At 67.9% G+C, this 22806-nt stretch carries 32 protein-coding genes; all 32 read right to left on the bottom strand.

Annotation, left to right across the window (positions count from 1 at the left end; all coding sequences use genetic code 11):
- Positions 1–61: 61 nt before the first annotated feature.
- Entirely contained in the window at positions 62–529 is a 468-nt protein-coding gene (gene rplO, locus AC5WRL_RS21160; protein WP_496090195.1) for a 50S ribosomal protein L15, read from the bottom strand.
- Between the two features lies 1 nt (position 530).
- On the bottom strand, positions 531–713 hold the full coding sequence (gene rpmD / locus AC5WRL_RS21155; RefSeq protein ID WP_496090194.1) for a 50S ribosomal protein L30: 183 nt from the start codon (positions 711–713) through the stop codon (positions 531–533).
- Positions 713–1315 carry a 30S ribosomal protein S5 gene (gene rpsE / locus AC5WRL_RS21150; RefSeq protein ID WP_496090193.1) on the bottom strand — a complete coding sequence of 201 codons (603 nt, stop codon included), beginning with the start codon at positions 1313–1315 and terminating at the stop codon, positions 713–715. The genes rpmD and rpsE overlap by 1 nt, the downstream gene beginning before the upstream one ends.
- Before the next feature lie 37 nt (positions 1316–1352).
- Positions 1353–1736 carry a 50S ribosomal protein L18 gene (rplR, locus tag AC5WRL_RS21145; protein WP_496090192.1) on the bottom strand — a complete coding sequence of 128 codons (384 nt, stop codon included), beginning with the start codon at positions 1734–1736 and terminating at the stop codon, positions 1353–1355.
- A gap of 3 nt (positions 1737–1739) precedes the next feature.
- Positions 1740–2279, bottom strand: a complete 540-nt coding sequence (rplF, locus tag AC5WRL_RS21140) for a 50S ribosomal protein L6 (protein WP_496090191.1) — start codon at positions 2277–2279, stop codon at positions 1740–1742.
- A gap of 19 nt (positions 2280–2298) precedes the next feature.
- A complete protein-coding gene (rpsH, locus tag AC5WRL_RS21135) occupies positions 2299–2697 on the bottom strand; it encodes a 30S ribosomal protein S8 (RefSeq protein ID WP_026047368.1) in 399 nt (132 codons plus the stop codon).
- 96 nt (positions 2698–2793) lie between these two features.
- The gene (locus tag AC5WRL_RS21130) at positions 2794–2979 is read right to left on the bottom strand and encodes a type Z 30S ribosomal protein S14 (RefSeq protein ID WP_496090190.1); all 186 of its coding nucleotides are present in this window, start codon (positions 2977–2979) and stop codon (positions 2794–2796) included.
- Positions 2980–2982: 3 nt separating this feature from the next.
- Positions 2983–3549 (bottom strand): 50S ribosomal protein L5, encoded by a 567-nt coding sequence (gene rplE, locus AC5WRL_RS21125; protein ID WP_496090189.1) that lies wholly within the window; start codon positions 3547–3549, stop codon positions 2983–2985.
- Positions 3549–3872, bottom strand: a complete 324-nt coding sequence (gene rplX, locus AC5WRL_RS21120; RefSeq protein ID WP_496090188.1) for a 50S ribosomal protein L24 — start codon at positions 3870–3872, stop codon at positions 3549–3551. Before rplX ends, rplE begins: the two co-directional genes overlap by 1 nt.
- Positions 3873–3875: 3 nt before the next feature.
- Complete coding sequence (rplN, locus tag AC5WRL_RS21115) at positions 3876–4244, bottom strand: 50S ribosomal protein L14 (RefSeq protein WP_019433424.1); 369 nt, start codon at positions 4242–4244, stop codon at positions 3876–3878.
- A 2-nt stretch (positions 4245–4246) separates the two neighbouring features.
- A complete protein-coding gene (rpsQ, locus tag AC5WRL_RS21110) occupies positions 4247–4543 on the bottom strand; it encodes a 30S ribosomal protein S17 (protein ID WP_019433423.1) in 297 nt (98 codons plus the stop codon).
- Positions 4543–4779: a 50S ribosomal protein L29 gene (rpmC, locus tag AC5WRL_RS21105; protein WP_496090187.1), complete on the bottom strand. Its 237-nt coding sequence runs from the start codon at positions 4777–4779 to the stop codon at positions 4543–4545. The genes rpsQ and rpmC overlap by 1 nt, the downstream gene beginning before the upstream one ends.
- Positions 4779–5198, bottom strand: a complete 420-nt coding sequence (gene rplP / locus AC5WRL_RS21100) for a 50S ribosomal protein L16 (protein WP_496090186.1) — start codon at positions 5196–5198, stop codon at positions 4779–4781. Before rplP ends, rpmC begins: the two co-directional genes overlap by 1 nt.
- A gap of 5 nt (positions 5199–5203) precedes the next feature.
- Positions 5204–6043, bottom strand: a complete 840-nt coding sequence (gene rpsC, locus AC5WRL_RS21095; protein WP_496090185.1) for a 30S ribosomal protein S3 — start codon at positions 6041–6043, stop codon at positions 5204–5206.
- Positions 6043–6390, bottom strand: coding sequence for a 50S ribosomal protein L22 (gene rplV / locus AC5WRL_RS21090; protein WP_030736292.1), 348 nt, complete (start codon positions 6388–6390; stop codon positions 6043–6045). The genes rpsC and rplV overlap by 1 nt, the downstream gene beginning before the upstream one ends.
- Before the next feature lie 41 nt (positions 6391–6431).
- The gene (rpsS, locus tag AC5WRL_RS21085) at positions 6432–6713 is read right to left on the bottom strand and encodes a 30S ribosomal protein S19 (protein WP_030736295.1); all 282 of its coding nucleotides are present in this window, start codon (positions 6711–6713) and stop codon (positions 6432–6434) included.
- A 14-nt stretch (positions 6714–6727) separates the two neighbouring features.
- On the bottom strand, positions 6728–7564 hold the full coding sequence (rplB, locus tag AC5WRL_RS21080) for a 50S ribosomal protein L2 (RefSeq protein WP_019433417.1): 837 nt from the start codon (positions 7562–7564) through the stop codon (positions 6728–6730).
- Positions 7565–7601: 37 nt separating this feature from the next.
- Positions 7602–7934, bottom strand: coding sequence for a 50S ribosomal protein L23 (gene rplW, locus AC5WRL_RS21075; protein WP_496090184.1), 333 nt, complete (start codon positions 7932–7934; stop codon positions 7602–7604).
- Complete coding sequence (gene rplD / locus AC5WRL_RS21070; RefSeq protein ID WP_390125883.1) at positions 7934–8599, bottom strand: 50S ribosomal protein L4; 666 nt, start codon at positions 8597–8599, stop codon at positions 7934–7936. Before rplD ends, rplW begins: the two co-directional genes overlap by 1 nt.
- A 9-nt stretch (positions 8600–8608) precedes the next feature.
- The gene (gene rplC / locus AC5WRL_RS21065; protein WP_453855660.1) at positions 8609–9253 is read right to left on the bottom strand and encodes a 50S ribosomal protein L3; all 645 of its coding nucleotides are present in this window, start codon (positions 9251–9253) and stop codon (positions 8609–8611) included.
- A 14-nt stretch (positions 9254–9267) separates the two neighbouring features.
- On the bottom strand, positions 9268–9576 hold the full coding sequence (gene rpsJ / locus AC5WRL_RS21060; protein ID WP_016473429.1) for a 30S ribosomal protein S10: 309 nt from the start codon (positions 9574–9576) through the stop codon (positions 9268–9270).
- Positions 9577–9919: 343 nt separating this feature from the next.
- Entirely contained in the window at positions 9920–11395 is a 1476-nt protein-coding gene (locus AC5WRL_RS21055) for a sodium/solute symporter (protein WP_496090183.1), read from the bottom strand.
- The gene (locus AC5WRL_RS21050; RefSeq protein ID WP_496090182.1) at positions 11392–11733 is read right to left on the bottom strand and encodes a hypothetical protein; all 342 of its coding nucleotides are present in this window, start codon (positions 11731–11733) and stop codon (positions 11392–11394) included. The genes AC5WRL_RS21055 and AC5WRL_RS21050 overlap by 4 nt, the downstream gene beginning before the upstream one ends.
- Entirely contained in the window at positions 11730–12452 is a 723-nt protein-coding gene (locus tag AC5WRL_RS21045) for a LytR/AlgR family response regulator transcription factor (RefSeq protein WP_496090181.1), read from the bottom strand. Before AC5WRL_RS21045 ends, AC5WRL_RS21050 begins: the two co-directional genes overlap by 4 nt.
- The gene (locus tag AC5WRL_RS21040) at positions 12449–13444 is read right to left on the bottom strand and encodes a sensor histidine kinase (RefSeq protein WP_496090180.1); all 996 of its coding nucleotides are present in this window, start codon (positions 13442–13444) and stop codon (positions 12449–12451) included. Before AC5WRL_RS21040 ends, AC5WRL_RS21045 begins: the two co-directional genes overlap by 4 nt.
- 164 nt (positions 13445–13608) lie before the next feature.
- The gene (locus AC5WRL_RS21035; protein ID WP_496090179.1) at positions 13609–15006 is read right to left on the bottom strand and encodes an ABC transporter substrate-binding protein; all 1398 of its coding nucleotides are present in this window, start codon (positions 15004–15006) and stop codon (positions 13609–13611) included.
- 29 nt (positions 15007–15035) lie between these two features.
- Positions 15036–15860, bottom strand: coding sequence for a carbohydrate ABC transporter permease (locus AC5WRL_RS21030; protein ID WP_496090178.1), 825 nt, complete (start codon positions 15858–15860; stop codon positions 15036–15038).
- Complete coding sequence (locus tag AC5WRL_RS21025) at positions 15857–16813, bottom strand: carbohydrate ABC transporter permease (RefSeq protein ID WP_496090177.1); 957 nt, start codon at positions 16811–16813, stop codon at positions 15857–15859. Before AC5WRL_RS21025 ends, AC5WRL_RS21030 begins: the two co-directional genes overlap by 4 nt.
- A gap of 222 nt (positions 16814–17035) precedes the next feature.
- Complete coding sequence (locus AC5WRL_RS21020; protein WP_496090176.1) at positions 17036–18736, bottom strand: monocarboxylic acid transporter; 1701 nt, start codon at positions 18734–18736, stop codon at positions 17036–17038.
- A complete protein-coding gene (locus AC5WRL_RS21015; protein WP_496090175.1) occupies positions 18733–19101 on the bottom strand; it encodes a DUF485 domain-containing protein in 369 nt (122 codons plus the stop codon). The genes AC5WRL_RS21020 and AC5WRL_RS21015 overlap by 4 nt, the downstream gene beginning before the upstream one ends.
- A gap of 206 nt (positions 19102–19307) precedes the next feature.
- Positions 19308–20501, bottom strand: a complete 1194-nt coding sequence (tuf, locus tag AC5WRL_RS21010) for an elongation factor Tu (protein WP_496090174.1) — start codon at positions 20499–20501, stop codon at positions 19308–19310.
- 168 nt (positions 20502–20669) lie between these two features.
- Entirely contained in the window at positions 20670–22790 is a 2121-nt protein-coding gene (gene fusA, locus AC5WRL_RS21005) for an elongation factor G (RefSeq protein WP_496090173.1), read from the bottom strand.
- Positions 22791–22806 lie beyond the last annotated feature (16 nt).

The following is a 22806-nucleotide window of genomic DNA, read 5'->3' as shown; positions in this document are numbered from 1 at the left end:
GGAACGACTGACCGGGGATGCCTGCTCTCAGGCATCCCCGGTCACTCGCACTTCATGCGGCTCAGAGAAGCTCGGTCACGGTGCCGCCGGCCGCGGTGATCTTCTCCTTGGCGGAGCCGGAGACGGCGTCAACCGTCACCGTCAGCGCCACCGAGATGTCACCGGAACCGAGCACCTTCACCAGCTCGTTCTTCCGCACCGCGCCCTTGGCCACGAGGTCGGCGACGGTCACATCGCCACCCTCGGGGTACAACTGCGCCAGCTTCTCCAGGTTGACGACCTGGAACTGCTTGTGGTTCGGGTTGTTGAAACCCTTGAGCTTGGGCAGCCGCATGTACAGCGGCAGCTGCCCGCCCTCGAACCCGGGCCGCACCTGGTACCGGGCCTTGGTGCCCTTGGTACCGCGACCGGCGGTCTTGCCCTTGGACGCCTCACCACGACCCACCCGGATCTTGGCGGTCTTGGCGCCCGGCGCGGGCCGCAGGTGGTGCAGCTTCAGCGGCGTACCGCTGTTCTCTTCCTGCGCCATGTCAGTCGACCTCCTCGACCGTCACCAGGTGACGCACCGCGTTGGCCATGCCACGGATCTCCGGGCGGTCGTCCTTGACGACCACGTCGTTGATCCGCTTGAGACCGAGCGAGCGCAGCGAGTCCCGGTGATGCTGCTTGCTGCCGATGTAGGACTTGACCTGAGTGATCTTGAGCCGCGCCATCACGCACTCACCCCGGCACGGGCCCGCAGCAGAGCGGCGGGCGCGACGTCCTCCAGCGGCAGACCACGGCGGGCGGCGATCTCCTCGGGGCGGGAAAGGCCCTTCAGCGCCGTCACCGTGGCGTGCACGATGTTGATGGGGTTCGACGAACCGAGCGACTTGCTCAGCACGTCGTGGATGCCCGCGCACTCCAGCACGGCGCGCACCGGGCCACCGGCGATCACACCGGTACCGGGGGACGCCGGCTTGAGCAGTACGACACCCGCCGCCTTCTCGCCCTGGATGGGGTGCGGGATGGTGCCCTGGATACGGGGGACCTTGAAGAAGTGCTTCTTGGCCTCCTCCACACCCTTGGCGATGGCGGCCGGCACCTCCTTGGCCTTGCCGTAACCGACACCCACGGTGCCGTCACCGTCGCCCACCACGACCAGCGCGGTGAAGCTGAAGCGACGACCACCCTTCACAACCTTGGCGACGCGGTTGATCGCGACGACACGCTCGACGTACGCGGTCTTCTCGGCGGCAGCGCCACCGTCCCGACCCTTACGGTCCCGTCGCTCGCCGCCACCGGCGCCGCCACCGCGGCGCTGGGGTCCAGCCATTGGATTTACCTCTCTCGAATCAGTCGACGGAACCGGCTCAGAACTTGAGCCCCGCCTCACGGGCGGCGTCCGCGAGCGCGGCCACGCGCCCGGCGTACCTGTTGCCGCCACGGTCGAAGACCACGGTCTCGATGCCGGCGGCCTTGGCCCGCTCGGCGACCAGGGCGCCGACCTTCTTGGCCTTGTCGCTCTTGTCGCCCTCGTTCGCGCGGATGGAGACATCCAGCGAGGAGGCCGACGCCAGCGTGTGACCTTCGATGTCGTCGATGACCTGGGCCACCATGTGACGGTTCGAGCGGGTCACGACCAGGCGCGGACGCTGGGGCGTACCCGAGACCTTCTTACGGATCCGCAGGTGACGCCGCTTGTTCGCCGTACGCTTACGGGCATCGCCCTTGGCGATCTTGATGCCGTATGCCATGGCTTACTTACCAGCCTTTCCGACCTTGCGGCGGATGACCTCGCCCGCGTACTTGACGCCCTTGGCCTTGTACGGGTCGGGCTTGCGCAGCTTGCGGATCTTCGCGGCGACCTCGCCGACCTTCTGCTTGTCGATCCCCTGGACACTGAGCTTCGTGGGCGACTCCACCTTGAAGGTGATGCCCTCGGGAGCCTCGACCACGATGGGGTGGCTGTAGCCGAGAGCGAACTCCAGGTTGGAGCCCTTCGCGGCCACGCGGTAACCGACACCGCTGATTTCGAGGTCCTTGCTGTACCCATCGGTCACGCCGATGATCAGGTTCGCCACCAGCGTGCGGGACAGGCCGTGCAGGGACTTGTTCCGGTTCTCGTCGTTCGGGCGGGTGACGACGATGCTGCCGTCCTCGCTCCGTGCGACATCGATAGGCGCGGCGACCGTGTGCGACAGAGAGCCCTTGGGGCCCTTCACCGCGACCGTACGGCCGTCGATGGTGACGTCCACACCGGCGGGAACCTGGATGGGGAGCTTGCCGATACGCGACATGGCTATCCGTTCCCTTCCGTTACCAGACGTAGGCGAGGACTTCCCCACCCACGCCCTTCTTCTGAGCCTGCTGACCGGTCAGGAGACCGTTGGACGTGGAGATGATCGCCACACCCAGGCCACCCAGCACGCGGGGCAGGTTGGTGGACTTCGCGTAGACCCGCAGGCCCGGCTTCGAGATCCGCTTGATGCCGGCGATCGAACGCTCACGGTTCGGGCCGTACTTCAGCTCAAGCACGAGGGACTGGCCCACGGGGGCCTCCTCGGTCTTCCAGCCGGTGATGTAGCCCTCCTGCTGGAGGATCTCCGCGATGTGCGTCTTGATCTTGCTGTGCGGCATCACGACGGTGTCGTGGTACGCCGAGTTGGCGTTCCGCAGACGAGTCAGCATGTCTGCGATGGGGTCGGTCATGGTCATGAGACGGCCTTCGGCCTCTCTCACCGGGGTTTCTCCGGGGCCGCCCCGTACGGATGTGTACGGAGCGGGCCCCGGAGACCTACGGCGTAGTAGTGATTACCAGGAGCTCTTGGTGACGCCCGGCAGCTCGCCCCGGTGCGCCATCTCGCGAAGGCAGACGCGGCACAGGCCGAACTTGCGGTACACGGAGTGCGGCCGTCCGCAGCGCTGGCAGCGGGTGTACCCGCGCACCGCGAACTTCGGCTTGCGCTCGGCCTTCTGGATCAGGGCCTTCTTCGCCATGGCTCACGCCTCCTTGAAGGGGAAACCGAGGTGACGCAGCAGGGCGCGGCCCTCCTCGTCGGTGGTCGCCGTGGTGACCACGGTGATGTCCATGCCCCGGACCCGGTCGATCTTGTCCGGGTCGATCTCGTGGAACATGACCTGCTCGGTCAGCCCGAAGGTGTAGTTCCCGCGGCCGTCGAACTGCTTCGGGGACAGGCCCCGGAAGTCGCGGATGCGCGGCAGCGCCAGCGACAGCAGACGGTCCAGGAACTCCCACATCCGGTCGCCGCGCAGCGTGGTGTGCGCGCCGATCGGCTGCCCCTCGCGCAGCTTGAACTGCGCGATGGACTTGCGGGCCTTGGTCACCTGGGGCTTCTGTCCGGTGATCGTGGCGAGGTCGCGGATGGCGCCCTCGATCAGCTTGGAGTCGCGGGCGGCGTCGCCCACACCCATGTTGACCACGATCTTGGTCAGGCCGGGGATCTGCATGACGTTCTCGTACTTGAACTCGTCGTGCAGCTTGCCGGCGATCTCTTCGCGGTAGCGCGTCTTGAGACGCGGGATCGCGGTGGTGGCAGTGGCAGTCATCAGATGTCCTCACCGGTCCGCCGGGCAACGCGGATCTTGTTGCCCTCGTCGTCGAAGCGGTAACCGACGCGGGTGACGACCTTCTTGCCGTCCTTCTCCACGACGAGCTGAACATTGCTCACGTGAATCGGGGCTTCGGTCGTCACGATGCCACCGGTCTTCGACCCACGAGCCGTCTGACCGGCCTTCGTGTGCTTCTTGACCCGGTTGACACCCTCGACCAGGACGCGGTCCTCGCGGGGGAAGGCCACGATGACCTTGCCCTGCTTGCCCTTGTCCTTTCCGGTGATGACCTGGACCAGGTCGCCCTTCTTGATCTTCATCGGTTACAGCACCTCCGGCGCGAGGGAGATGATCTTCATGAACTTCTTCTCGCGCAGCTCACGGCCGACGGGGCCGAAGATACGGGTGCCGCGAGGGTCGCCGTCGTTCTTCAGAATGACGGCGGCGTTCTCGTCGAAGCGGATGTACGAGCCATCCGGACGCCGGCGCTCCTTGACGGCGCGCACGATGACGGCCTTGACGACGTCACCCTTCTTCACGTTGCCACCGGGGATCGCGTCCTTGACGGTGGCGACAATGACGTCCCCGATGCCCGCGTAGCGGCGACCCGAGCCACCGAGAACGCGGATGCAAAGGATTTCCTTCGCGCCCGTGTTGTCGGCGACACGCAGTCGCGACTCCTGCTGGATCATGGTTACTTCGCCTTCTCTAGGATCTCGACGACGCGCCACCGCTTGGTCGCGGACAGCGGCCGGGTCTCCATCAGGAGCACGCGGTCACCGATGCCTGCGGCATTCTGCTCGTCGTGCGCCTTGAGCTTGTTGGTACGGCGGATGATCTTGCCGTAGAGGGCGTGCTTGACGCGGTCCTCCACAGCGACAACGACGGTCTTGTCCATCTTGTCGCTGACGACCAGACCCTCACGGGTCTTCCGCCGGCCGCGCTCCGCCTCGGAGGTCGGGGTCGTCTCAGTCACATTCTTCTCACTCATCAGGCGCTCTCCACCGTCTCTACAGCGGTCTCGATGCCCAGCTCACGCTCGCGCATCAGGGTGTAGATCCGGGCGATGTCCTTGCGGACGGCCTTGAGCCGGCTGTTGTTCTCCAGCTGTCCGGTCGCCGACTGGAAGCGGAGCCGGAACAGCTCCTCCTTGGCCTCACGCAGCTTCGCAACGAGTTCCTCGCTGTTCAGCTCGCGCAGCTCCGAAACCTTGGTTCCGGTCGCCATCACGCCTCACCTGCCTCGCGCCGCACGATCCGGCACTTCATCGGAAGCTTGTGAGCAGCGCGGATCAGCGCCTCACGAGCAATCTTCTCGTTCGGGTAGGACAGCTCGAACATCACCCGTCCCGGCTTGACGTTCGCGACCCACCACTCCGGCGAACCCTTACCGGAACCCATGCGGGTCTCGGCGGGCTTCTTGGTCAGCGGGCGGTCGGGGTAGATGTTGATCCACACCTTGCCACCACGCTTGATGTGCCGGGTCATCGAGATACGCGCGGCCTCGATCTGCCGGTTGGTGACGTACGCGGCGGTGACGGCCTGGATGCCGTACTCGCCGAATGCCACTTCGGTACCGCCCTTGGCCGCACCCGAGCGCTTCGGGTGGTGCTGCTTGCGGTGCTTGACCCTGCGGGGGATCAGCATGTCGGTCAGCCCTCCGTTCCGGTGCTCTCGGCAGCCGGAGCGGCAGCGGCGGGGGCCTCGGCCTTGGGAGCCTCGGCGGCACCGCCCTGCTGCTGCGGCTTGCGGCCACGGCCACCGCGCTCGCCACGACCGCCCCGGGCGGGACGGTCGCCGGCGCCACCACCGCGCGAGGGGCGGTTGCCCGCACGCGCCGCGGCGTTCTCGGCGCGGACCTCGGCGATGTTCTTGACGTCGCCCTTGTAGATCCAGACCTTCACACCGATGCGGCCGAAGGTGGTGCGGGCCTCGAAGAAGCCGTAGTCCACGTTCGCGCGCAGGGTGTGCAGCGGAACCCGGCCCTCGCGGTAGAACTCGGAGCGGGACATCTCGGCGCCGCCGAGACGGCCACCGCACTGGATCTTGATGCCCTTGGCGCCGGCCTTCATCGTGCTCTGCATCGACTTGCGCATCGCACGGCGGAAGGAGACCCGGGAGGACAGCTGCTCGGCGACCGCCTGGGCCACCAGCTGGGCGTCCAGCTCCGGGTTCTTCACCTCAAGGATGTTGAACTGGATCTGCTTGCCGGTCAGCTTCTCCAGGTTGCCGCGCAGCCGGTCCGCCTCGGCGCCGCGGCGGCCGATGACGATGCCCGGGCGGGCGGTGTGGACGTCGACGCGGACCCGGTCACGGGTGCGCTCGATCTCCACCTTGGAGATGCCGGCCCGCTCCATGCCCTGGGTGAGCATGCGGCGGATGGCGACGTCTTCCTTGACGTAGTCCTTGTAGAGCTTGTCGGCGTACCAGCGCGACTTGAAGTCGGTTGTGATGCCGAGGCGGAACCCGTGCGGGTTTACCTTCTGGCCCATTACCGGGTCCCTTCCTTGCTGCTGACGACCACGGTGATGTGGCTGGTCCGCTTACGGATCCGGTAGGCCCGGCCCTGGGCGCGCGGCTGGAACCGCTTCAGGGTCGGACCCTCGTCGACGTACGCCTCACTGATGTAGAGGCTGTCGATGTCCGTGTGGTCGTAGTTGTGCGCGGCGTTGGCGATGGCGCTGTCGAGCACCTTCCCCACCGGCACGCTCGCGGCCTGCGGCGCGAAGCGCAGGATCGCCTGAGCCTCCGCGGCGTTCAGCCCACGGATGAGGTCCACCACCCGGCGGGCCTTCATGGGCGTGACGCGGATGTGCCGCGCACGGGCCATGGCGTCCATGGTTGTCCCTTCGGTGTCTGTCATGGTCATTCACGCCCGCCTCAGCGGCGGCGCGACTTCCGGTCGTCCTTCACATGGCCCCGGAAGGTGCGCGTCGGCGCGAACTCGCCGAGCTTGTGGCCGACCATCGACTCGGTGACGAACACCGGGACGTGCTTGCGGCCATCGTGCACCGCGATGGTGTGCCCCAGCATGGCCGGGATGATCATCGAGCGGCGAGACCAGGTCTTGATGACGTTCTTGGTGCCTGCTTCGTTCTGCGTGTCCACCTTCTTGATCAGGTGGTCGTCGACGAAGGGCCCCTTCTTGAGACTGCGCGGCATGTTCTCGCCAGCTCCTAGCGCTTCTTGTTCGTCTTGCGGCGGCGGACGATGTACTTGTTGCTGGCCTTCTTCGGCGAGCGAGTACGACCTTCCTTCTTGCCCCAGGGCGAGACCGGGTGACGACCACCCGAGGTCCGGCCCTCGCCACCACCGTGGGGGTGGTCGACGGGGTTCATCACGACACCGCGGACGGTCGGGCGAACGCCCTTCCAGCGCATCCGGCCGGCCTTGCCCCAGTTGATGTTGGACTGCTCGGCGTTGCCGACCTCACCAATGGTGGCGCGGCAGCGGATGTCGACCAGCCGGATCTCACCGGAGGGCATCCGCAGGTGGGCCATGCGGCCCTCCTTCGCCAGCAGCTGCACCGAGGCACCGGCGGAGCGGGCGAACTTGGCGCCGCCGCCGGGCTGGAGCTCGATGGCGTGGATGACCGTACCGACCGGGATGTTGCGCAGCGGCAGGTTGTTGCCCGGCTTGATGTCGGCCCCGGGGCCGTTCTCAATCCGGTCGCCCTGCTTGAGGTGCGCGGGGGCGATGATGTACCGCTTCTCGCCGTCCGCGTAGTGCAGGAGGGCGATACGGGCGGTGCGGTTGGGGTCGTACTCGATGTGCGCGACCTTGGCCGGCACACCGTCCTTGTCGTGCCGACGGAAGTCGATCAGGCGGTAGGCACGCTTGTGGCCGCCACCCTGGTGGCGGACGGTCACACGACCGGCGTTGTTACGGCCGCCCTTGCTGTGCAGCGGGCGGACCAGCGACTTCTCCGGCGTGGACCGCGTGATCTCGACGAAGTCGGCGACACTGGCGCCACGACGGCCCGGAGTCGTCGGCTTGTACTTGCGGATTCCCATTTCTCAGTCCTCGTCCGATATCGGACGACTCGGCCTCCTAGGAGACCGGGCCGCCGAAGATGTCGATGCTGTCGCCCTCGGCGAGGGTCACGATGGCGCGCTTGGTGTTGGCGCGCTTGCCGTAACCGGTGCGGGTGCGCTTGCGCTTGCCCTGCCGGTTGATCGTGTTGACCCCGGTGACCTTGACCGAGAAGACCTCTTCGACGGCCTGCTTGATCTGGGTCTTGTTGGCGCGCGGGTCGACGATGAACGTGTACTTGTTCTCGTCGAGGAGCGCGTAGCTCTTCTCCGACACCACCGGCTTGATCAGGAGGTCACGGGGGTCCGTGAACTCCTTGCTGCTGACCGGGGCGGCGATCGCGTCGCTCATCAGGCGTCGCTCCCTTCGAGCTGCTTGTCGAACGTCACCTTGGCCTCGCCGGCCACGAAACGGTCGAAGGCGGCCTTGGTGAAGACGACATCGTCGGAGTCGACCACGTCGTACGTGTTCAGCTGACCCGGGTCCAGGATGTGCACCTGGGGCAGGTTGCGGGCGGCCAGCCAGCCGGCCTCGTCCGAGCGCTCGATGACCAGCAGGACCTTCTTGCGGTCGCTGATCTTGCCGAGGAGGGTCTTGACCGCCTTGGTGGAGATCAGCCCCTCCGCGATCACGCCGGTGACGACGTGGATGCGCTCGTGGCGGGCCCGGTCGGAGAGGGCACCGCGCAGGGCGGCGGCCTTCATCTTCTTCGGGGTCCGCTGGCTGTAGTCACGCGGCACGGGGCCGTGGACGACGCCACCGCCGGCGAACTGCGGCGCACGGGTCGAACCCTGGCGGGCGCGGCCGGTGCCCTTCTGGCGGTACGGCTTCTTGCCACCGCCGCGGACTTCACCGCGGGTCTTGGTCTTGTGCGTACCCTGTCGGGCCGCGGCCTGCTGGGCGATGACGACCTGGTGGATCAGCGGAATGCTGACCTTGGCGTCGAAGATCTCCGCGGGGAGCTCGACGGTACCGGTCTTGTCGCCGGCGGGCGAAAGAATGTCAACGGTGCTCATTGGTTACCCTCAGGCCCCCTTGGCCGCGGTGCGGACCAGGACGAGGCCGCCGTTCGGACCGGGAACCGCGCCCTTGATGAGCAGCAGACCCTTCTCCGCGTCAACGGCGTGGACGGTCAGGTTCTGGGTGGTGACCCGCTCGTTGCCCATCCGGCCCGCCATGCGCAGGCCCTTGAAGACACGACCCGGGGTGGCGCAGCCACCGATGGAACCGGGCGAGCGGTGCTTGCGCTGCGTACCGTGCGAGGCGCCGAGACCGCCGAAGCCATGACGCTTCATGACACCGGCGAAGCCCTTGCCCTTGCTCTTGCCGGTCACATCGACCTTGACGCCGGAGTCGAACGCCTCGGCCGTGATCTCCTGGCCCAGGGTGTACTCGGCGGCGTCTGCGGTCCGCAGCTCGACCAGGTGGCGGCGCGGGGTGACATCGGCCTTGGCGAAGTGGCCCTTGAGGGGGCGGTTCACCTTGCGCGGGTCGATCTCGCCGAACGCGATCTGGACGGCTTCGTAGCCGTCCCTGTCGTTGGTGCGCACCTGGGTGACGATGCAGGGTCCGGCCTTGACGACGGTCACCGGGACGACACGGTTGTTCTCGTCCCAGACCTGGGTCATGCCGAGCTTCTCGCCCAGGACACCCTTGATCTGCTTGGTCATCTCTCCCGCGCCTCTCAGAGCTTGATCTCGATGTCGACGCCGGCCGGAAGGTCCAGGCGCATCAGCGAGTCAACGGTCTTGGGGGTCGGGTCGAGGATGTCGATCAGACGCTTGTGGGTGCGCATCTCGAAGTGCTCGCGCGAGTCCTTGTACTTGTGCGGCGACTTGATGACGCAGTACACGTTCTTCTCAGTGGGCAGCGGCACCGGGCCCGCGACCGACGCACCAGTGCGGGTCACCGTCTCGACGATCTTCTTCGCCGAGTTGTCGATGACCTCGTGGTCGTAGGCCTTGAGCCGGATGCGGATCTTCTGTCCCGCCATGGCTACTTCGTAGTCCTTCTCGATCGTTTAACGCCCTGGCATCCGGCTTCCGCATCCCCCCGCTCCGACCCACGCGGTCGGGCGTGTCGCGCTCCTCGCGGGAAACAACCTCGAAGGTTTCTCCAGGGAGGAGGGTGGGGATGACTTCCACCAGACGCCTGGCCGGACCCCCGCCCACGCTTCCCGGAAGATCCCGGTATTTCCGCACCACAGTTGGCGCGACGAATACAGTGGGACTCGCTTCCAGTCCTCCCGGCGGGAGGCGCGCGGCATCGGCTCCGGGCCGAGCAACCTGCTCAGTGTGCCATACCGGACACCGCCATCGCCAATCGCGCGGGGTCGCTCAACCGTCCCCGGCCGCCCGCTGTGGTATGTGCAGCCGCAGCACGGCGCGTTCGGCCCACTCGGGCGGCCTGGTCAGCAGCGAGACCCCGGCCATCACCGCGAAGGCCAGCGGTACGGCCCAGGCGGCCGGCTGCGCCAGCAGCACGGTCAGCCACCCCGGATGCGGCCCGGTGAGTACGGAGGCCAGCGCCGCTCCGGTGGCCGCGCACACCCCGGTGACCAGCCCGGCGGCGGCTCCCGGCACGGTGAGCCCGCGCCACCATATCCCCAGCACCAGCAGCGGGCAGAAGGTGGCGGCGGCCACCGCGAACGCCCAGCCCACCAGCACATTGATGTCGACGCTCTCGGCCGGCAGCGACAGCACCACCGCGACCAGCGCCCCGGCCGCCACCGCCAGCCGCAGCCGGGGCACCGAGGAGCGCGACAGATCGTGCGAGAGCCCGCCGGCCAGCGCCATCAGCAGCCCGGAGGAGGTGGACAGGAACGCGGCGAACGCCCCGGCGGCCACCAGCGCGGTGAGCACCGCGCCCCACCGCCCCGGGACCATCGCCCCCGGCAGGACGACGGTGACCTGATCGGTGTGCCCCTGGGTGATCAGTTCGGGGACGAAAACCCGCCCCAGCAGACCATAAACGGCCGGAAACAGATAGAAGAGCCCGAGCAGCACGATGACCCCGACCGCCACCCGCCGGGCCACCCGCGCGGTGGCACTGGTGTGGAACCGCATGATCACATGCGGTAGTCCGACCGCACCCAGCGTGGTGGCCAGCAGTACGGACCAGGTGGCGAGCAGCGGCTGCCCCGAGTTGTGGATGTCGAGCAGCGGCCGGGACCACTGCCCGGCGTCCACCCGCAGCGCCAGGTCCCGCCCCTGCTCCCCGGCCCGTACCAGCAGGAAGAGCGCCGGCACGGCGATGAACACGAGTTTGACCACGTAGTGGAACGCCTGCACATACGTGGCGGCCCGCATCCCGCCCACGGCGATGGAGGAGCTGACCACCACCCCCGCCAGTACCACCCCCACCCAGTACGGCGTCCCGCTCACCAGATGCAGCACCACCCCCGCGCCCTTGAACTGCGGGATCAGATACAGCCACATGATCACCAGCACGATCAGCGCGCACAGCTTGCGGATCGCCCGCGACCCGAGCCGGTAGTCGGCGAAGTCGGGCACGGTGTACGCGCCGGACCGCCGCATCGGCCCGGCCACCAGCGCGGCGACCGCCACATACCCGGCGGTGAACCCGACCGCCCACCACAGCGAGCCGACCCCGTTCTTCAGCATGAGCCCGGCCAGCCCCAGCACCGAGGCGGCCGAGACATACTCCCCGGCGATCGCCATGGCGTTCCAGCCGGGCCGGATCTGCTGCGAGGCGACCAGGAAGTCCGGGGTGCTGCGGGCCGCCCGCACCCCGTACACCCCGATGATCACGCTGCTGAGGAAGAGCAGCAGAATGGCGAGCAGCGAGATCAAGTGACCCGGTCCTCGATGCGCTCGGCGGCCCGCACATGAAGGAACGCGATCAGGAGCAGGAGGGGATAACTCCCTCCCATGAGCACCACCCAGGACAGCGGCGCGGGCAGCAGCCACAGCACCCCGGACAGCCCGGACAGCAGCGCGCCGAGCAGGGCCAGCGTCCGCAGGGCGAGCCGCCGCTGCCGCCGGAACAGCCGGCGCGCGGCCTCGGTGTCCGCCTCGCTCTCCGGGGACGGCAGCGGCAGCAGATGCTGCGCCGGCCGGTGCCGGCGGGCCAGGGCGACCCGGGTCTGCGGACTGGTGACCCGCACCCGCCCACCGCCGCCGCCGCTCATGAACGCTCCCGTACGGCGGCCAGCAGCCGCTCCTTCAGTGCGCGGGCGTGCCGGCGGCTGACCGGGACGTCCCCGGCCGGGGTGTGCGCGAGCAGCCCCGAGGAGGACCCGGCGCGCAGATCCCGCACCCAGCGGATCGCGACGAGATACCCCCGGTGCACCCGTACGAAGCCGGCCGGGCCCCACACCGTCTCCAGGTGGGACAGCGCCAGCCGGATCAGATGCACTCCGCTCTCGGTGTGCAACCGTACGTAGTCACCGTGGGCCTCGACGAAGTAGACGTCGTCCCGGCGTACGAAGAAGATGTGCCGCCCGGTGTCGATGCGCACCACGGCCAGCTCATCGGCGGGGGGCGCCGGCCGCCGGGCGGCGCCGACCCGGGCCACCGCCTCCGCCAGCCGCTCGTCGCGCACCGGCTTGAGCAGATAGTCGACGGCGCCCATCTCCGCGGCCTCCCCCCGGTGCGCCTCGGAGGCGGTGACGAAGACGATGGCGGGCGGATCGGACAGCATCCCGAGCACCCGGCCCACCTCCACCCCGCTGAGCCCGGGCATGGACACATCGAGAAAGACCACGTCGAAGGAGTCGGTCCCGAGCAGCCGCACGGCGCCCTCACCGCTGTCGGCGGCCCGGACGTCACCCACCCCCTCGATCCCCCGCAGGATCCGGACAATCTCCCGCCGGGTCACCCCCTCGTCCTCGACCACGAGCACTCTCATGCGGCCACCACCCCCCGCCGGAACCGGGGCACCCGCACCACGACCTTGGTGCCGCTGCCGGGCGCGGTCTCGATGACGAGTCCGTACTCGGCGCCGTAGACGGCCCGCAGCCGCTGATCGACATTTGCGAGCCCGACCCCGCGGGTGGCGGGCCCGGCCCCGGCCAGCACCCCCTGGGCGAACTCCGGGTCCATGCCCACTCCGTCGTCCTCCACCTCGATGACACACAGCGGCCCCTCCGCGAACCCGGACACCGCGATGTTCCCCTTGCCGGTCTTGGGTTCGAGCCCGTGCCGCACGGCGTTCTCGACCAGCGGCTGGATGACGAGAAAGGGGATGGCGACGGCGAGGATGTCGGGCGCCATCCGCACCATGAGCTCCATCCGGTCGTCGAACCGGGCGCGCTGGAGCTCCAGATAGGTCTGTACGGCCTGCAACTCGTCGGCGACGGTGGCGTAGTCCCCGCGCACGGCGAAGCTGTACCGCAGGTAGTCCGCGAAGTCGTGCAGCAGCTCCCGGGCCCGCTCCGGCTCGGTCCTGATCCGCGCCCCGATGACGGCCAGCGCGTTGTGGAGGAAGTGCGGCGAGATCTGCGCCCGCAGGGTCCGCAGATCGGCCTGGGCGATCCGCCCGCGCGCGCGGCGCAGCGCCGCGTGGTCGAGCGCGCGCGCCACCAGCGCGCCCACCGGCGCGAGCGCCTCCTCCGCACCCCCACGCATCACCAGCGCCCCGGTCAGCTCCCCGGCCACCAGCAGCGGCACCGCCGACCACGGCCCGCGCTGTACGGCGCCCCCCTGCTCGTACGCGAGCGCGAGCACCTCCCGTACGCCGTCCCCCGCCGTCCCGGCGGAGGCGACGGGCCCGTCGAGGTCGGCGAGGACCACCACCTCGGCCCCGAGCAGCCCGCGCAGCCGCCGCACGGCCCGCCCGGTCCCCCGCCCGTACAGTCCGTCCCGCAGCCCCGCCTCGACCCCCCGCACCCCCTCCAGCACGCGCACCACCTCACCCCCCACCCCCCGCCCCCGCCTGCCCCATCGCACCATGGCCCGCACGCTAACCCAGGCACACACACGGGTTGAAGGCTTGTGCAGCGATCAACCACCGGCGGCCCGGTCCCCCTGGGGGACCGGGCCGCCGCATGGCGTCGCCGAGGGCGTCAGCCGACCGAGGTGTTGTACTCGTCGATCTTCTTGCCGACCTTGTCCGTGGCCGCCTTCAGGGCGTCGGTGGCCGAGGTGTTGGTGACCAGGGCCTCTTCCCAGGCTTCCTCCGCCGCCACCCGGGCCTCCGACATGACGCCCATCATGCAGCCGGCGGTGTTGATGTTGGTCTCGGAGTTGGCCAGCTGTTCGGCCGCCACCGAGAACTGGGGGTACTGGGCCGCCCGCTCGCTGGCCTCCGGGCCGGCGTAGCCCTCGGTGTTCACCGACAGGTAGCCGGTGCCCGCGTGCCACTTGGACTGCGACTCGGGGGTGAGCAGGAACTGCACGAACTCCCACGAGGCGCGGGTCTCCGCGTCGCTGTGGCCCTGGCCGTTGATCCACAGCGAGGCGCCGCCGATGATGGAGCCGGCCGGGTCCTCGGCGTGGATCAGCGGGAAGTAGCCGGCGCCGACCTCGAAGGCGGACTGCTCCAGGAAGCCGCCCATGGCGCCGGTGGACTCCAGGGTCATCGCGGTGCGCCCGGCGGTGAAGGCGGCCTGGGCGTCGTCGGTGCCGCGGCCCAGCGGGGCGGCGAGACCGTCGTCGATCATGCCCTGCCACCACTCGACCATCTCGACGACGTTCGGGTCGTCGAAGAGCACCTCTTCGGCACGGCCCTCGCGGCCGTTGCCGTTGTCGCAGTACGGTACGGCGGCGCGCGCCATGAACTGTTCGATGAACCAGCCGTAGACGGCGGCGCCGAAGCCGTACTGCTCGACCTGGCCGTTGGAGCCCTTCACGGTCAGCGCCTCGGCGTACTCGCGGATCTGCGCGAGGTCCTTCGGCGGCTGCTCCGGGTCCAGGCCGGCCGCCTCGAAGGCGTCCTTGTTGATGTACATCAGCGGCGTGGAGTTGTTGAACGGGAAGGAGCGCAGCTGGCCGTCCACCGTGAAGTAGTTGAGCAGCGCGTCCTCGATCGGGCCGGTGTCGTAGCCGTCCTTGTCGACGAACGACTGGGCCGGCACCGTCTGACCGGAGTCGATCATGAACTGGGTGCCGAGGTCGAAGATCTGCACGATGTTGGCGGTGTTGCCCTGCTGGATCGCCGCCCGGTGCTGCGCCAGGGTGGTGTCGTAGTCGCCCTGGAACGACCCGGTGACCTTGATCTGGCCCTCGTGCTCGGCGTTGAACTCGTCGATCAGCCCGTTCAGCACCTGCCCGTTGGTGCTGTCCATGCTGTGCCAGAACTCGACCTGCACCGGGCCGTCCTGGCCCTCCAGCGCCTCGGGGCCGGGCGCCTCAAGGGCGCCGTTCGAGCCGCCGCCGTCGCCGCCGCACGCGGTGATGCCGAGACACAGCGCCGCGGCGCCGGCCACCAGCGCCGTACGGGTACGGGTACCGGTTCTTCTCATGATCTGTCCATTTCTCATCATCATCGTCATCATTTGACCGCGCCCGCGGTGAGTCCGCGGACGATGAAGCGCTGCCCGAAGAGCACCAGCGCCAGCGTGGGAAGCACCGAAAGGGCGGCGCCGGCCAGCCAGAGTCCGGGGTTCGCGGACTCGGCGTTACGCAGTGAGTTGAGGCCGATCTGCAAGGTCTGCATCTCGGTGGTGCGGGTCATGATCAGCGGCCAGAAGTACATGTTCCAGGAGGTGATGAACACGTACACCCCGACCGCGCTGAGCGTCGGCTTCGACAGCGGCAGCAGCACCGTCCAGATGAAGCGCAGATGCCCCATGCCGTCCACCCGGGCGGCGTCCCGCAGTTCGGTGGGGAACTGCCGGAAGCTCTGCCGCAGCAGGAACGTGCCGAACGCGTACGCCAGGAACGGCAGCACCAGGCCCGCGAACGTGTTGTGCAGCCCCCAGTCCGACAGCGTCAGATAGTTGGGGATGATCGTCGACTCGGACGGCACCATCAGCGTGGACAGGAACAGCGCGAACACCACCGCGCTGAACCGGAACCGCAGGAAGACGAAGGCGTACGCCGCCAGCGCCGAGGTGATCAGCTGCGCCAGCGTGATGATCCCGGCCATCAGCAGCGAGTTGCCGTACATCCGGGTCAGCGGGACGGCGTCCAGCACCCGCTGGATGTTGTCCAGATGGAACCCGGTGGGCACCAGCTGCGGCGGGAACGTCGCCAGCTCCTTCGGCTGCATGAACGTTCCGGCGAACACGTAGTACACCGGGAAGAGCACCGGCACCAGGGCCAGCAGCAGCACCGCGTACAGGGCGATCCGCCCCGCCACCACCCGCGCGCTCATGAGTAGTGCACCTTCCGCTCGATGACCCCGAACTGGAGCGCCGTGCAGCACAGCACCATCAGCAGCAGCACCAGCGCCTGCGCGCTGGCCCGCCCGAAGTCGCTGGTGCCGTACGCGAAGGCGTACTGGTAGATCGAGTAGACCAGCGTGGTCGTCGAGCCGGCCGGGCCGCCCTGGGTGAGGATGTGGATCTGGCCGAAGCTCTGGAGCGCGTTGATCGTGGAGATCACCGCGAGGAAGAACAGCTGCGGCCCCAGCAGCGGCACCGTGATGTGCCAGGCCCGCCGGCCGCCGGTGGCTCCGTCCAGCAGCGCGGCCTCGTTGACCTCGCGCGGAATGGAGCCGACCCCCGCGGCCAGCACCAGTACCCCGTAGCCGAGGTTCATCCACACCGTGGTGAGGGAGATGGAGATCAGCGACCACTCGGTGGAGTTCAGCCACATCACCTGGCCGAGCCCCAGCTCGTACAGGATGCCGTTGAGCACCCCGGAGGCCGGGTTGTAGAAGACCGCGAAGATGACGGAGGCGCTGGCCACCGAGAAGGCGAACGGCAGCGCGAAGGCGGAGCGGAAGAAGCGCTGCCCCCGGATGCCGGACTCCAGCAGCAGTACCACCGCCAGCGCGCCCAGCACCCCCGGTACCACCACCAGCAAGGTGAACAGGAGGGTGGTGACCAGCACCTTGCCGAAGTCGGCGGTGAGCAGTTCGGCGAAGTGATCGAAGCCGACAAAGCGGGTGGGCCGGCCGATGATGTCGTTGCCGTGCATCGACAGATAGACGGTACGGCCCAGTGGATAGATCAGGAACAGCGCGAAGACGATCAGCGACGGGGCGAGGAAACCCCAGGCCAGCAGCGTCTCCTTGCGGCGCTCGCGCAGCTGGGTGCGCGGTGGGCGGGCACGGGGCGGGGCCCCGCCGGATCTGCCGTCCTTGGTTGGGGAGGTTGTGGACACGCGAGGCAGCGTGGTCCCGGAAGGTGACGCCATCAGCACCTCAGGAGTAACAGAAGTTCAATTCGTTCACTGGATCGGATGAAAGATGCCCGGGGGTCCGAGGGTTAACTCGGACCCCCGGGCATCGGGGTGCCGGGGTTGTGGGGAAGTGCCCGGCTATCGGTGGAAAGTCAGGTACACGTCAGTGGACAAAAGGCCCCGCGCGGTCCGTCCCGGACCCGCTCAGTCCTTCACCGCCCGCTCCGCGCCGGCCCCGGTCAGGGCCCGCACCTGAAGCCGCGCGAACTTCTCCGGGTCCCGCTCCTTCGACACCAGCGTGCCGACGATCGCGCACAGCAGCCCGATCGGGATCGACACCAGCCCCGGGTTCTCCAGCGGGAACCACGAGAAGTCCACGCCCTTGGGGAACAGCGAGGCGCTCTCCCCGGCCGCGTTCACCTTCCCCGACACCACCGGCGAGAAGAACACCAGACCCACCGCGCTGATCAGCCCGCCATAGATGCCGGCCACCGCACCCGCCGTGTTGAACCGCTTCCAGAACAGGCTCAGTACGATCGTCGGCAGGTTCGCCGACGCCGCGATCGCGAACGCCAGCGCCACCAGGAACGCCACATTCAGGCTCTGCGCGAAGATCGCCAGCACAATGGCCACCACGCCGACCCCGATCGCGGCGAACCGCGCCACCCGCACCTCTTCCTGCTCGCTCGCCTTCCCGCGCCGCAGCACGCTGTTGTAGAAGTCGTGCGCCAGGGAGGACGAGGAGGCGATCGTCAGACCCGCCACCGTGGACAGGATCGTGGCGAACGCGACCGCCGCGATCAGGGCCAGCAGCACAGCGCCCAGGAAGTCGCCACCGAAGTGAATGCCCACTTCCTCCGCCAGTTGGGGCGCCGCCGCGTTGCCCGCCTTGTCCTGCGCGGTGATGGCCTCCTTGCCCACCAGCGCCGCCGCGCCGAAGCCCAGGATCAGGGTGAAGAGGTAGAAGGTACCGATCAGCCCGATGCCCCAGTTGACCGACTTACGCGCCGCCTTGGAGTCCGGCACCGTGTAGAAGCGGATCAGGATGTGCGGCAGGCCCGCCGTGCCCAGCACCAGCGCGAGCCCCAGGCTGATCAGATCCAGCTTGTTGACCATGGTCTGCCAGGCATCGCCCGCGACCTCCACCCCGTACCGCTGGCCGGGCTCCAGGAACGCGTCCCCGACCCCGCTCGCCTTCGCCGCGTCGTCCATCAGCGCGCCGAAGTTGAAGTTGTAGATCGACAGCACCAGCAGACACAGCATCGCCGCGCCCGTCATCAGCATGACGGCCTTGACGATCTGCACCCAGGTGGTGCCCTTCATCCCGCCGAAGGACACGTACACGATCATCAGCAGCCCGACCGTCACGATGCCGACGATCTTCGCCACGTCCGCGCTCATCCCCAGGTACGTCTCACCCGGGGAGATCCCCAGCAGCAGCGCCACCAGGGCGCCCGCCCCCACCATCTGCGCCAGCAGATAGAAGATCGACACGGTGAGCGTGGAGACCGAGGCGGCGGTCCGTACCGGACGCTGCTTCATCCGGTACGAGACGACGTCCGCCATCGTGAACCGGCCCGAGTTCCGCAGCAGCTCCGCCACCAGCAGCAGCGCCACCAGCCAGGCCACCAGGAAGCCGATCGAGTACAGAAAACCGTCGTACCCGTACAGCGCGATCATGCCGGCGATGCCGAGGAAGGAGGCGGCCGACATGTAGTCGCCGCCGATCGCGAAGCCGTTCTGGATACCGGAGAACCCACGGCCACCGGAGTGGAAGTCGGTCGCCGACTTCGTCTGCCGGCTGGCCCAGATGGTGATCCCCAGGGTGATGGCGATCAGCACCGTGAAGAGGATGACGGTGATCAGCCGGCCCTCGGCGGACACCTCGCGCGCCATCGTGATCATGACCGGCCCTCCGTCGTCTCCAGCTCGTCACGCAGCTCGTCCGCCAGCGGATCGAGCCGGCGGTTGGCGTACCGCGAGTAGAGGATGGCGATGCCGAACGTCGTCACAAACTGGAGCAGTCCGAAGACCAGCGCCACATTCGCGCTGCCGATCACCTTGGTCGACATCACGCCGCGGGCATAGCCGGACATCAGCACGTACAGCAGATACCAGGCGAGGAACGCGATGCTCGCCGGCACCACAAAGCGCAGCAACCGCCCGCGCAACTCCTGGAACCTGGGGTCGTCATGCATCGCGGCCGAGCGGGTCTCCAGATCCTCGCCCGGCGGATCGCCTGCGTCGGGAACGGGTTGCGTCGTCGTCATCGACGGGCTCCTGTGGGTCGGTTCGGGGCTGAGCCCCGCAAATGTAAGGAGAGTCACACTCACCCCACAGCGACCCGGAGCCGGACACTCGGCGAACGGTCGAAATACGCGCCGAACGGCTTACCCGTACCACCCGCCGCACACACGACCGGGGCCCGTCCCCACCCACAGGTGGAAACGGGCCCCGGTGACGCGGAAGCGTCAGGTCACTTCTTGATCTTGGTGACCTGGCCGGCGCCCACGGTCCGGCCACCCTCACGGATGGCGAACTTCAGGCCCTCCTCCATGGCGATCGGCTGAATCAGCGAAACGCTCATGTCGGTGTTGTCGCCCGGCATGACCATCTCGGTGCCCTCGGGGAGGGTCACCACACCGGTCACGTCGGTGGTACGGAAGTAGAACTGCGGACGGTAGTTGTTGAAGAACGGGGTGTGACGGCCACCCTCGTCCTTCGACAGGATGTACGCCGTCGCCTCGAACTCCGTGTGCGGGGTGACCGTGCCCGGCTTGATGATGACCTGGCCGCGCTCGACGTCCTCGCGCTTGATACCGCGAAGCAGCAGACCGACGTTCTCACCGGCCTGACCCTCGTCCAGCAGCTTCCGGAACATCTCGATACCGGTGACCGTGGTGGTGGTCTTCTCGGTCTTGATGCCGATGATGTCGACGGTCTCGTTGACCTTCAGGACACCACGCTCGATACGGCCGGTGACGACCGTACCGCGACCGGTGATCGTGAAGACGTCCTCGATGGGCATGAGGAACGGCTTCTCGACGTCACGCTCGGGCTGCGGGATGGACTCGTCCACCGCGGCCATGAGCTCCAGGACGGTCTTGCTCCACTCCGGGTCGCCCTCCAGCGCCTTCAGCGCGGAGACCTTGACGACCGGAACATCGTCGCCGGGGAACTCGTACTCGGTCAGCAGCTCGCGGACCTCCAGCTCCACCAGCTCCATGATCTCCTCGTCGTCCACCATGTCGGCCTTGTTCAGGGCGACAACGATGTACGGCACACCGACCTGGCGGGCCAGGAGCACGTGCTCCTTGGTCTGCGGCATCGGGCCGTCGGTGGCGGCCACGACCAGGATCGCGCCGTCCATCTGGGCGGCACCGGTGATCATGTTCTTGATGTAGTCGGCGTGACCCGGGCAGTCGACGTGAGCGTAGTGCCGGCTCTCCGTCTGGTACTCGACGTGCGCGATGGAGATGGTGATACCGCGCTGACGCTCTTCGGGAGCCTTGTCGATCTGGTCGAAGGCCGAGGCCTCGTTCAGGTCGGGGTACGCGTCGTGCAGCACCTTGGTGATCGCCGCGGTAAGAGTGGTCTTACCGTGGTCGATGTGACCGATGGTGCCGATGTTGACGTGCGGCTTAGTCCGCTCGAACTTCGCCTTCGCCACTGGGGTCCTCCTGTGGACTGATGCTGTACGCCCCCGCGGGATGCGGGGGTTCCAGGTGGTCGTACCGAACCGGCCAGGACCCCTAGGGGGACGCCCTAGACCGGTTCGCTTAAGGGGCAGGTGCGGGGGCGGGAATGCCCCCTGTACCGATTTGCTCCAGCTTAAGGGTTATTCGCCCTTGGCCTTCGCGATGATCTCCTCGGCGACGTTCCGCGGAACCTCACCGTAGGAATCGAACTGCATGCTGTAGCTCGCGCGACCAGAGGTCTTGCTGCGCAGGTCGCCGACGTACCCGAACATCTCCGACAGCGGAACCAGGGCCTTGACAACCTTGGCGCCACTACGGTCCTCCATGGCCTGGATCTGGCCACGGCGGGAGTTCAGGTCACCGATCACATCGCCCATGTAGTCCTCGGGCGTGGTGACCTCGACGGCCATCATCGGCTCCAGCAGCACCGGACCGGCCTTCCGCGCGGCCTCCTTGAACGCCTGGATACCGGCGGTCTTGAAGGCCATCTCGGAGGAGTCCACGTCGTGGTACGCACCGTCGAGCAGGATCATCTTGACGCCCGTCAGCGGGTAGCCGGCGAGCACGCCGAACTGCATCGCTTCCTGAGCGCCCGCGTCCACCGAGGGGATGTACTCCTTGGGGATGCGGCCACCGGTGACCTTGTTCTCGAACTCGTAGCCGTCGCCCTCAAGCGGCTCCAGACGGATCTGGACCTTGGCGAACTGGCCGGAGCCACCGGTCTGCTTCTTGTGCGTGTAGTCGTGCTTCTCGACGATCTTCCGCAGGGTCTCCCGGTAGGCGACCTGCGGCTTGCCGACGTTGGCCTCGACCTTGAACTCACGACGCATCCGGTCGACCAGCACATCGAGGTGGAGCTCGCCCATCCCCTTGATGATGGTCTGCCCGGTGTCCTCGTTGGTGGCGACCTGGAAGGACGGGTCCTCCTCGGCCAGCCGCTGGATGGCGACACCCAGCTTCTCCTGGTCACCCTTGGTCTTGGGCTCGATCGCGACCTCGATGACCGGGGCCGGGAAGTCCATCGACTCCAGGATGACCTGGTGGGTCGCGTCGGACAGCGTCTCACCGGTGGTGGTCTGCTTGAGACCCATCACCGCGACGATGTCGCCGGCGCCCACCCGCTCGATCTCCTCACGCTTGTTGGCGTGCATGCGGTAGATCTTGCCGATGCGCTCCTTGCGGCCCTTCACCGAGTTCAGCACCTGCGTGCCGGCGGTGAGCACCCCGGAGTACACCCGGATGAAGGTGAGCTTGCCCAGGTGCGGGTCGCTGGCGATCTTGAACGCCAGGGCGGCCAGCGGCTCGTCCTCCGAAGGCTTCCGGAGCACGACCTCCTCGGGGTCCTTCGGGGAGTGACCCTCGACGCCCTCGACGTCCAGCGGCGTGGGCAGGTAACGCACCACGGCGTCCAGCAGGGGCTGCACGCCCTTGTTCTTGAACGCGGTACCGCAGAACACCGGGGTGACGGTGATCGTCGAACCGCCCGTGGAGGCCAGGGTGATCCGGCGGATGGCGGCATACAGCTGCTCCTCGGTGGGCTCATTGCCCTCCAGGTACAGCTCCATGACCTCCTCGTCGTTCTCCGCGACGGCCTCGATGAGCTTGGCGCGGTACTCCTCCGCCTGCTCCTGGAGTTCGGCCGGGATGTCGACGGTGTCGTACATCTCGCCGAGCTTGGTCTCCTCGGACCAGACCAGGGCCTTGTTCTTGACAAGGTCGACAACGCCCTGGAAGTCCGCCTCGGCCCCGATGGGCAGCTGCATGACCAGCGGAACGGCACCGAGCCGGTCCTCGATCATCTCGACGCAGCGGAAGAAGTCCGCGCCGGTGCGGTCGAGCTTGTTGACGAAGCAGATCCGCGGCACGCCGTAGCGGTCCGCCTGCCGCCACACGGTCTCGGACTGGGGCTCCACACCCGCGACACCATCGAACACCGTGACCGCGCCGTCGAGCACGCGCAGCGAACGCTCCACCTCGATCGTGAAGTCGACGTGACCGGGGGTGTCGATGATGTTGATGGTGTGGTCGACGCCTTCGAGCGGCCAGTGACAGGTCGTCGCGGCAGACGTGATCGTGATGCCGCGTTCCTGCTCCTGCGCCATCCAGTCCATGGTGGCGGCACCGTCGTGAACTTCGCCGATCTTGTAGCTCACACCGGTGTAGTACAGGATGCGCTCGGTGGTCGTCGTCTTGCCCGCGTCGATGTGAGCCATGATCCCGATGTTGCGGACCGTGGTCAGGTCAAGTGAAGTGGTAGCCATAAGGCTTCAGTTCTCT

Source organism: Streptomyces sp. NTD107 (genome assembly GCF_059510435.1).
This window is presented reverse-complemented; position numbering and strand designations above follow the sequence as displayed.

What these genes read in the sequence shown, in the direction of transcription:
- rplO (WP_496090195.1), bottom strand. Translation starts at nt 529, where the DNA reads ATGGCGCAGGAAGAGAACAGCGGTACGCCGCTGAAGCTGCACCACCTG.
- rpmD (WP_496090194.1), bottom strand. Translation starts at nt 713, where the DNA reads ATGGCGCGGCTCAAGATCACTCAGGTCAAGTCCTACATCGGCAGCAAG.
- rpsE (WP_496090193.1), bottom strand. Translation starts at nt 1,315, where the DNA reads ATGGCTGGACCCCAGCGCCGCGGTGGCGGCGCCGGTGGCGGCGAGCGA.
- rplR (WP_496090192.1), bottom strand. Translation starts at nt 1,736, where the DNA reads ATGGCATACGGCATCAAGATCGCCAAGGGCGATGCCCGTAAGCGTACG.
- rplF (WP_496090191.1), bottom strand. Translation starts at nt 2,279, where the DNA reads ATGTCGCGTATCGGCAAGCTCCCCATCCAGGTTCCCGCCGGTGTGGAC.
- rpsH (WP_026047368.1), bottom strand. Translation starts at nt 2,697, where the DNA reads ATGACCATGACCGACCCCATCGCAGACATGCTGACTCGTCTGCGGAAC.
- AC5WRL_RS21130 (WP_496090190.1), bottom strand. Translation starts at nt 2,979, where the DNA reads ATGGCGAAGAAGGCCCTGATCCAGAAGGCCGAGCGCAAGCCGAAGTTC.
- rplE (WP_496090189.1), bottom strand. Translation starts at nt 3,549, where the DNA reads ATGACTGCCACTGCCACCACCGCGATCCCGCGTCTCAAGACGCGCTAC.
- rplX (WP_496090188.1), bottom strand. Translation starts at nt 3,872, where the DNA reads ATGAAGATCAAGAAGGGCGACCTGGTCCAGGTCATCACCGGAAAGGAC.
- rplN (WP_019433424.1), bottom strand. Translation starts at nt 4,244, where the DNA reads ATGATCCAGCAGGAGTCGCGACTGCGTGTCGCCGACAACACGGGCGCG.
- rpsQ (WP_019433423.1), bottom strand. Translation starts at nt 4,543, where the DNA reads ATGAGTGAGAAGAATGTGACTGAGACGACCCCGACCTCCGAGGCGGAG.
- rpmC (WP_496090187.1), bottom strand. Translation starts at nt 4,779, where the DNA reads ATGGCGACCGGAACCAAGGTTTCGGAGCTGCGCGAGCTGAACAGCGAG.
- rplP (WP_496090186.1), bottom strand. Translation starts at nt 5,198, where the DNA reads ATGCTGATCCCCCGCAGGGTCAAGCACCGCAAGCAGCACCACCCGAAG.
- rpsC (WP_496090185.1), bottom strand. Translation starts at nt 6,043, where the DNA reads ATGGGCCAGAAGGTAAACCCGCACGGGTTCCGCCTCGGCATCACAACC.
- rplV (WP_030736292.1), bottom strand. Translation starts at nt 6,390, where the DNA reads ATGGACGCCATGGCCCGTGCGCGGCACATCCGCGTCACGCCCATGAAG.
- rpsS (WP_030736295.1), bottom strand. Translation starts at nt 6,713, where the DNA reads ATGCCGCGCAGTCTCAAGAAGGGGCCCTTCGTCGACGACCACCTGATC.
- rplB (WP_019433417.1), bottom strand. Translation starts at nt 7,564, where the DNA reads ATGGGAATCCGCAAGTACAAGCCGACGACTCCGGGCCGTCGTGGCGCC.
- rplW (WP_496090184.1), bottom strand. Translation starts at nt 7,934, where the DNA reads ATGAGCGACGCGATCGCCGCCCCGGTCAGCAGCAAGGAGTTCACGGAC.
- rplD (WP_390125883.1), bottom strand. Translation starts at nt 8,599, where the DNA reads ATGAGCACCGTTGACATTCTTTCGCCCGCCGGCGACAAGACCGGTACC.
- rplC (WP_453855660.1), bottom strand. Translation starts at nt 9,253, where the DNA reads ATGACCAAGCAGATCAAGGGTGTCCTGGGCGAGAAGCTCGGCATGACC.
- rpsJ (WP_016473429.1), bottom strand. Translation starts at nt 9,576, where the DNA reads ATGGCGGGACAGAAGATCCGCATCCGGCTCAAGGCCTACGACCACGAG.
- AC5WRL_RS21050 (WP_496090182.1), bottom strand. Translation starts at nt 11,733, where the DNA reads ATGAGCGGCGGCGGCGGTGGGCGGGTGCGGGTCACCAGTCCGCAGACC.
- AC5WRL_RS21045 (WP_496090181.1), bottom strand. Translation starts at nt 12,452, where the DNA reads ATGAGAGTGCTCGTGGTCGAGGACGAGGGGGTGACCCGGCGGGAGATT.
- AC5WRL_RS21035 (WP_496090179.1), bottom strand. Translation starts at nt 15,006, where the DNA reads ATGAGAAGAACCGGTACCCGTACCCGTACGGCGCTGGTGGCCGGCGCC.
- AC5WRL_RS21030 (WP_496090178.1), bottom strand. Translation starts at nt 15,860, where the DNA reads ATGAGCGCGCGGGTGGTGGCGGGGCGGATCGCCCTGTACGCGGTGCTG.
- AC5WRL_RS21020 (WP_496090176.1), bottom strand. Translation starts at nt 18,736, where the DNA reads ATGATCACGATGGCGCGCGAGGTGTCCGCCGAGGGCCGGCTGATCACC.
- AC5WRL_RS21015 (WP_496090175.1), bottom strand. Translation starts at nt 19,101, where the DNA reads ATGACGACGACGCAACCCGTTCCCGACGCAGGCGATCCGCCGGGCGAG.
- fusA (WP_496090173.1), bottom strand. Translation starts at nt 22,790, where the DNA reads ATGGCTACCACTTCACTTGACCTGACCACGGTCCGCAACATCGGGATC.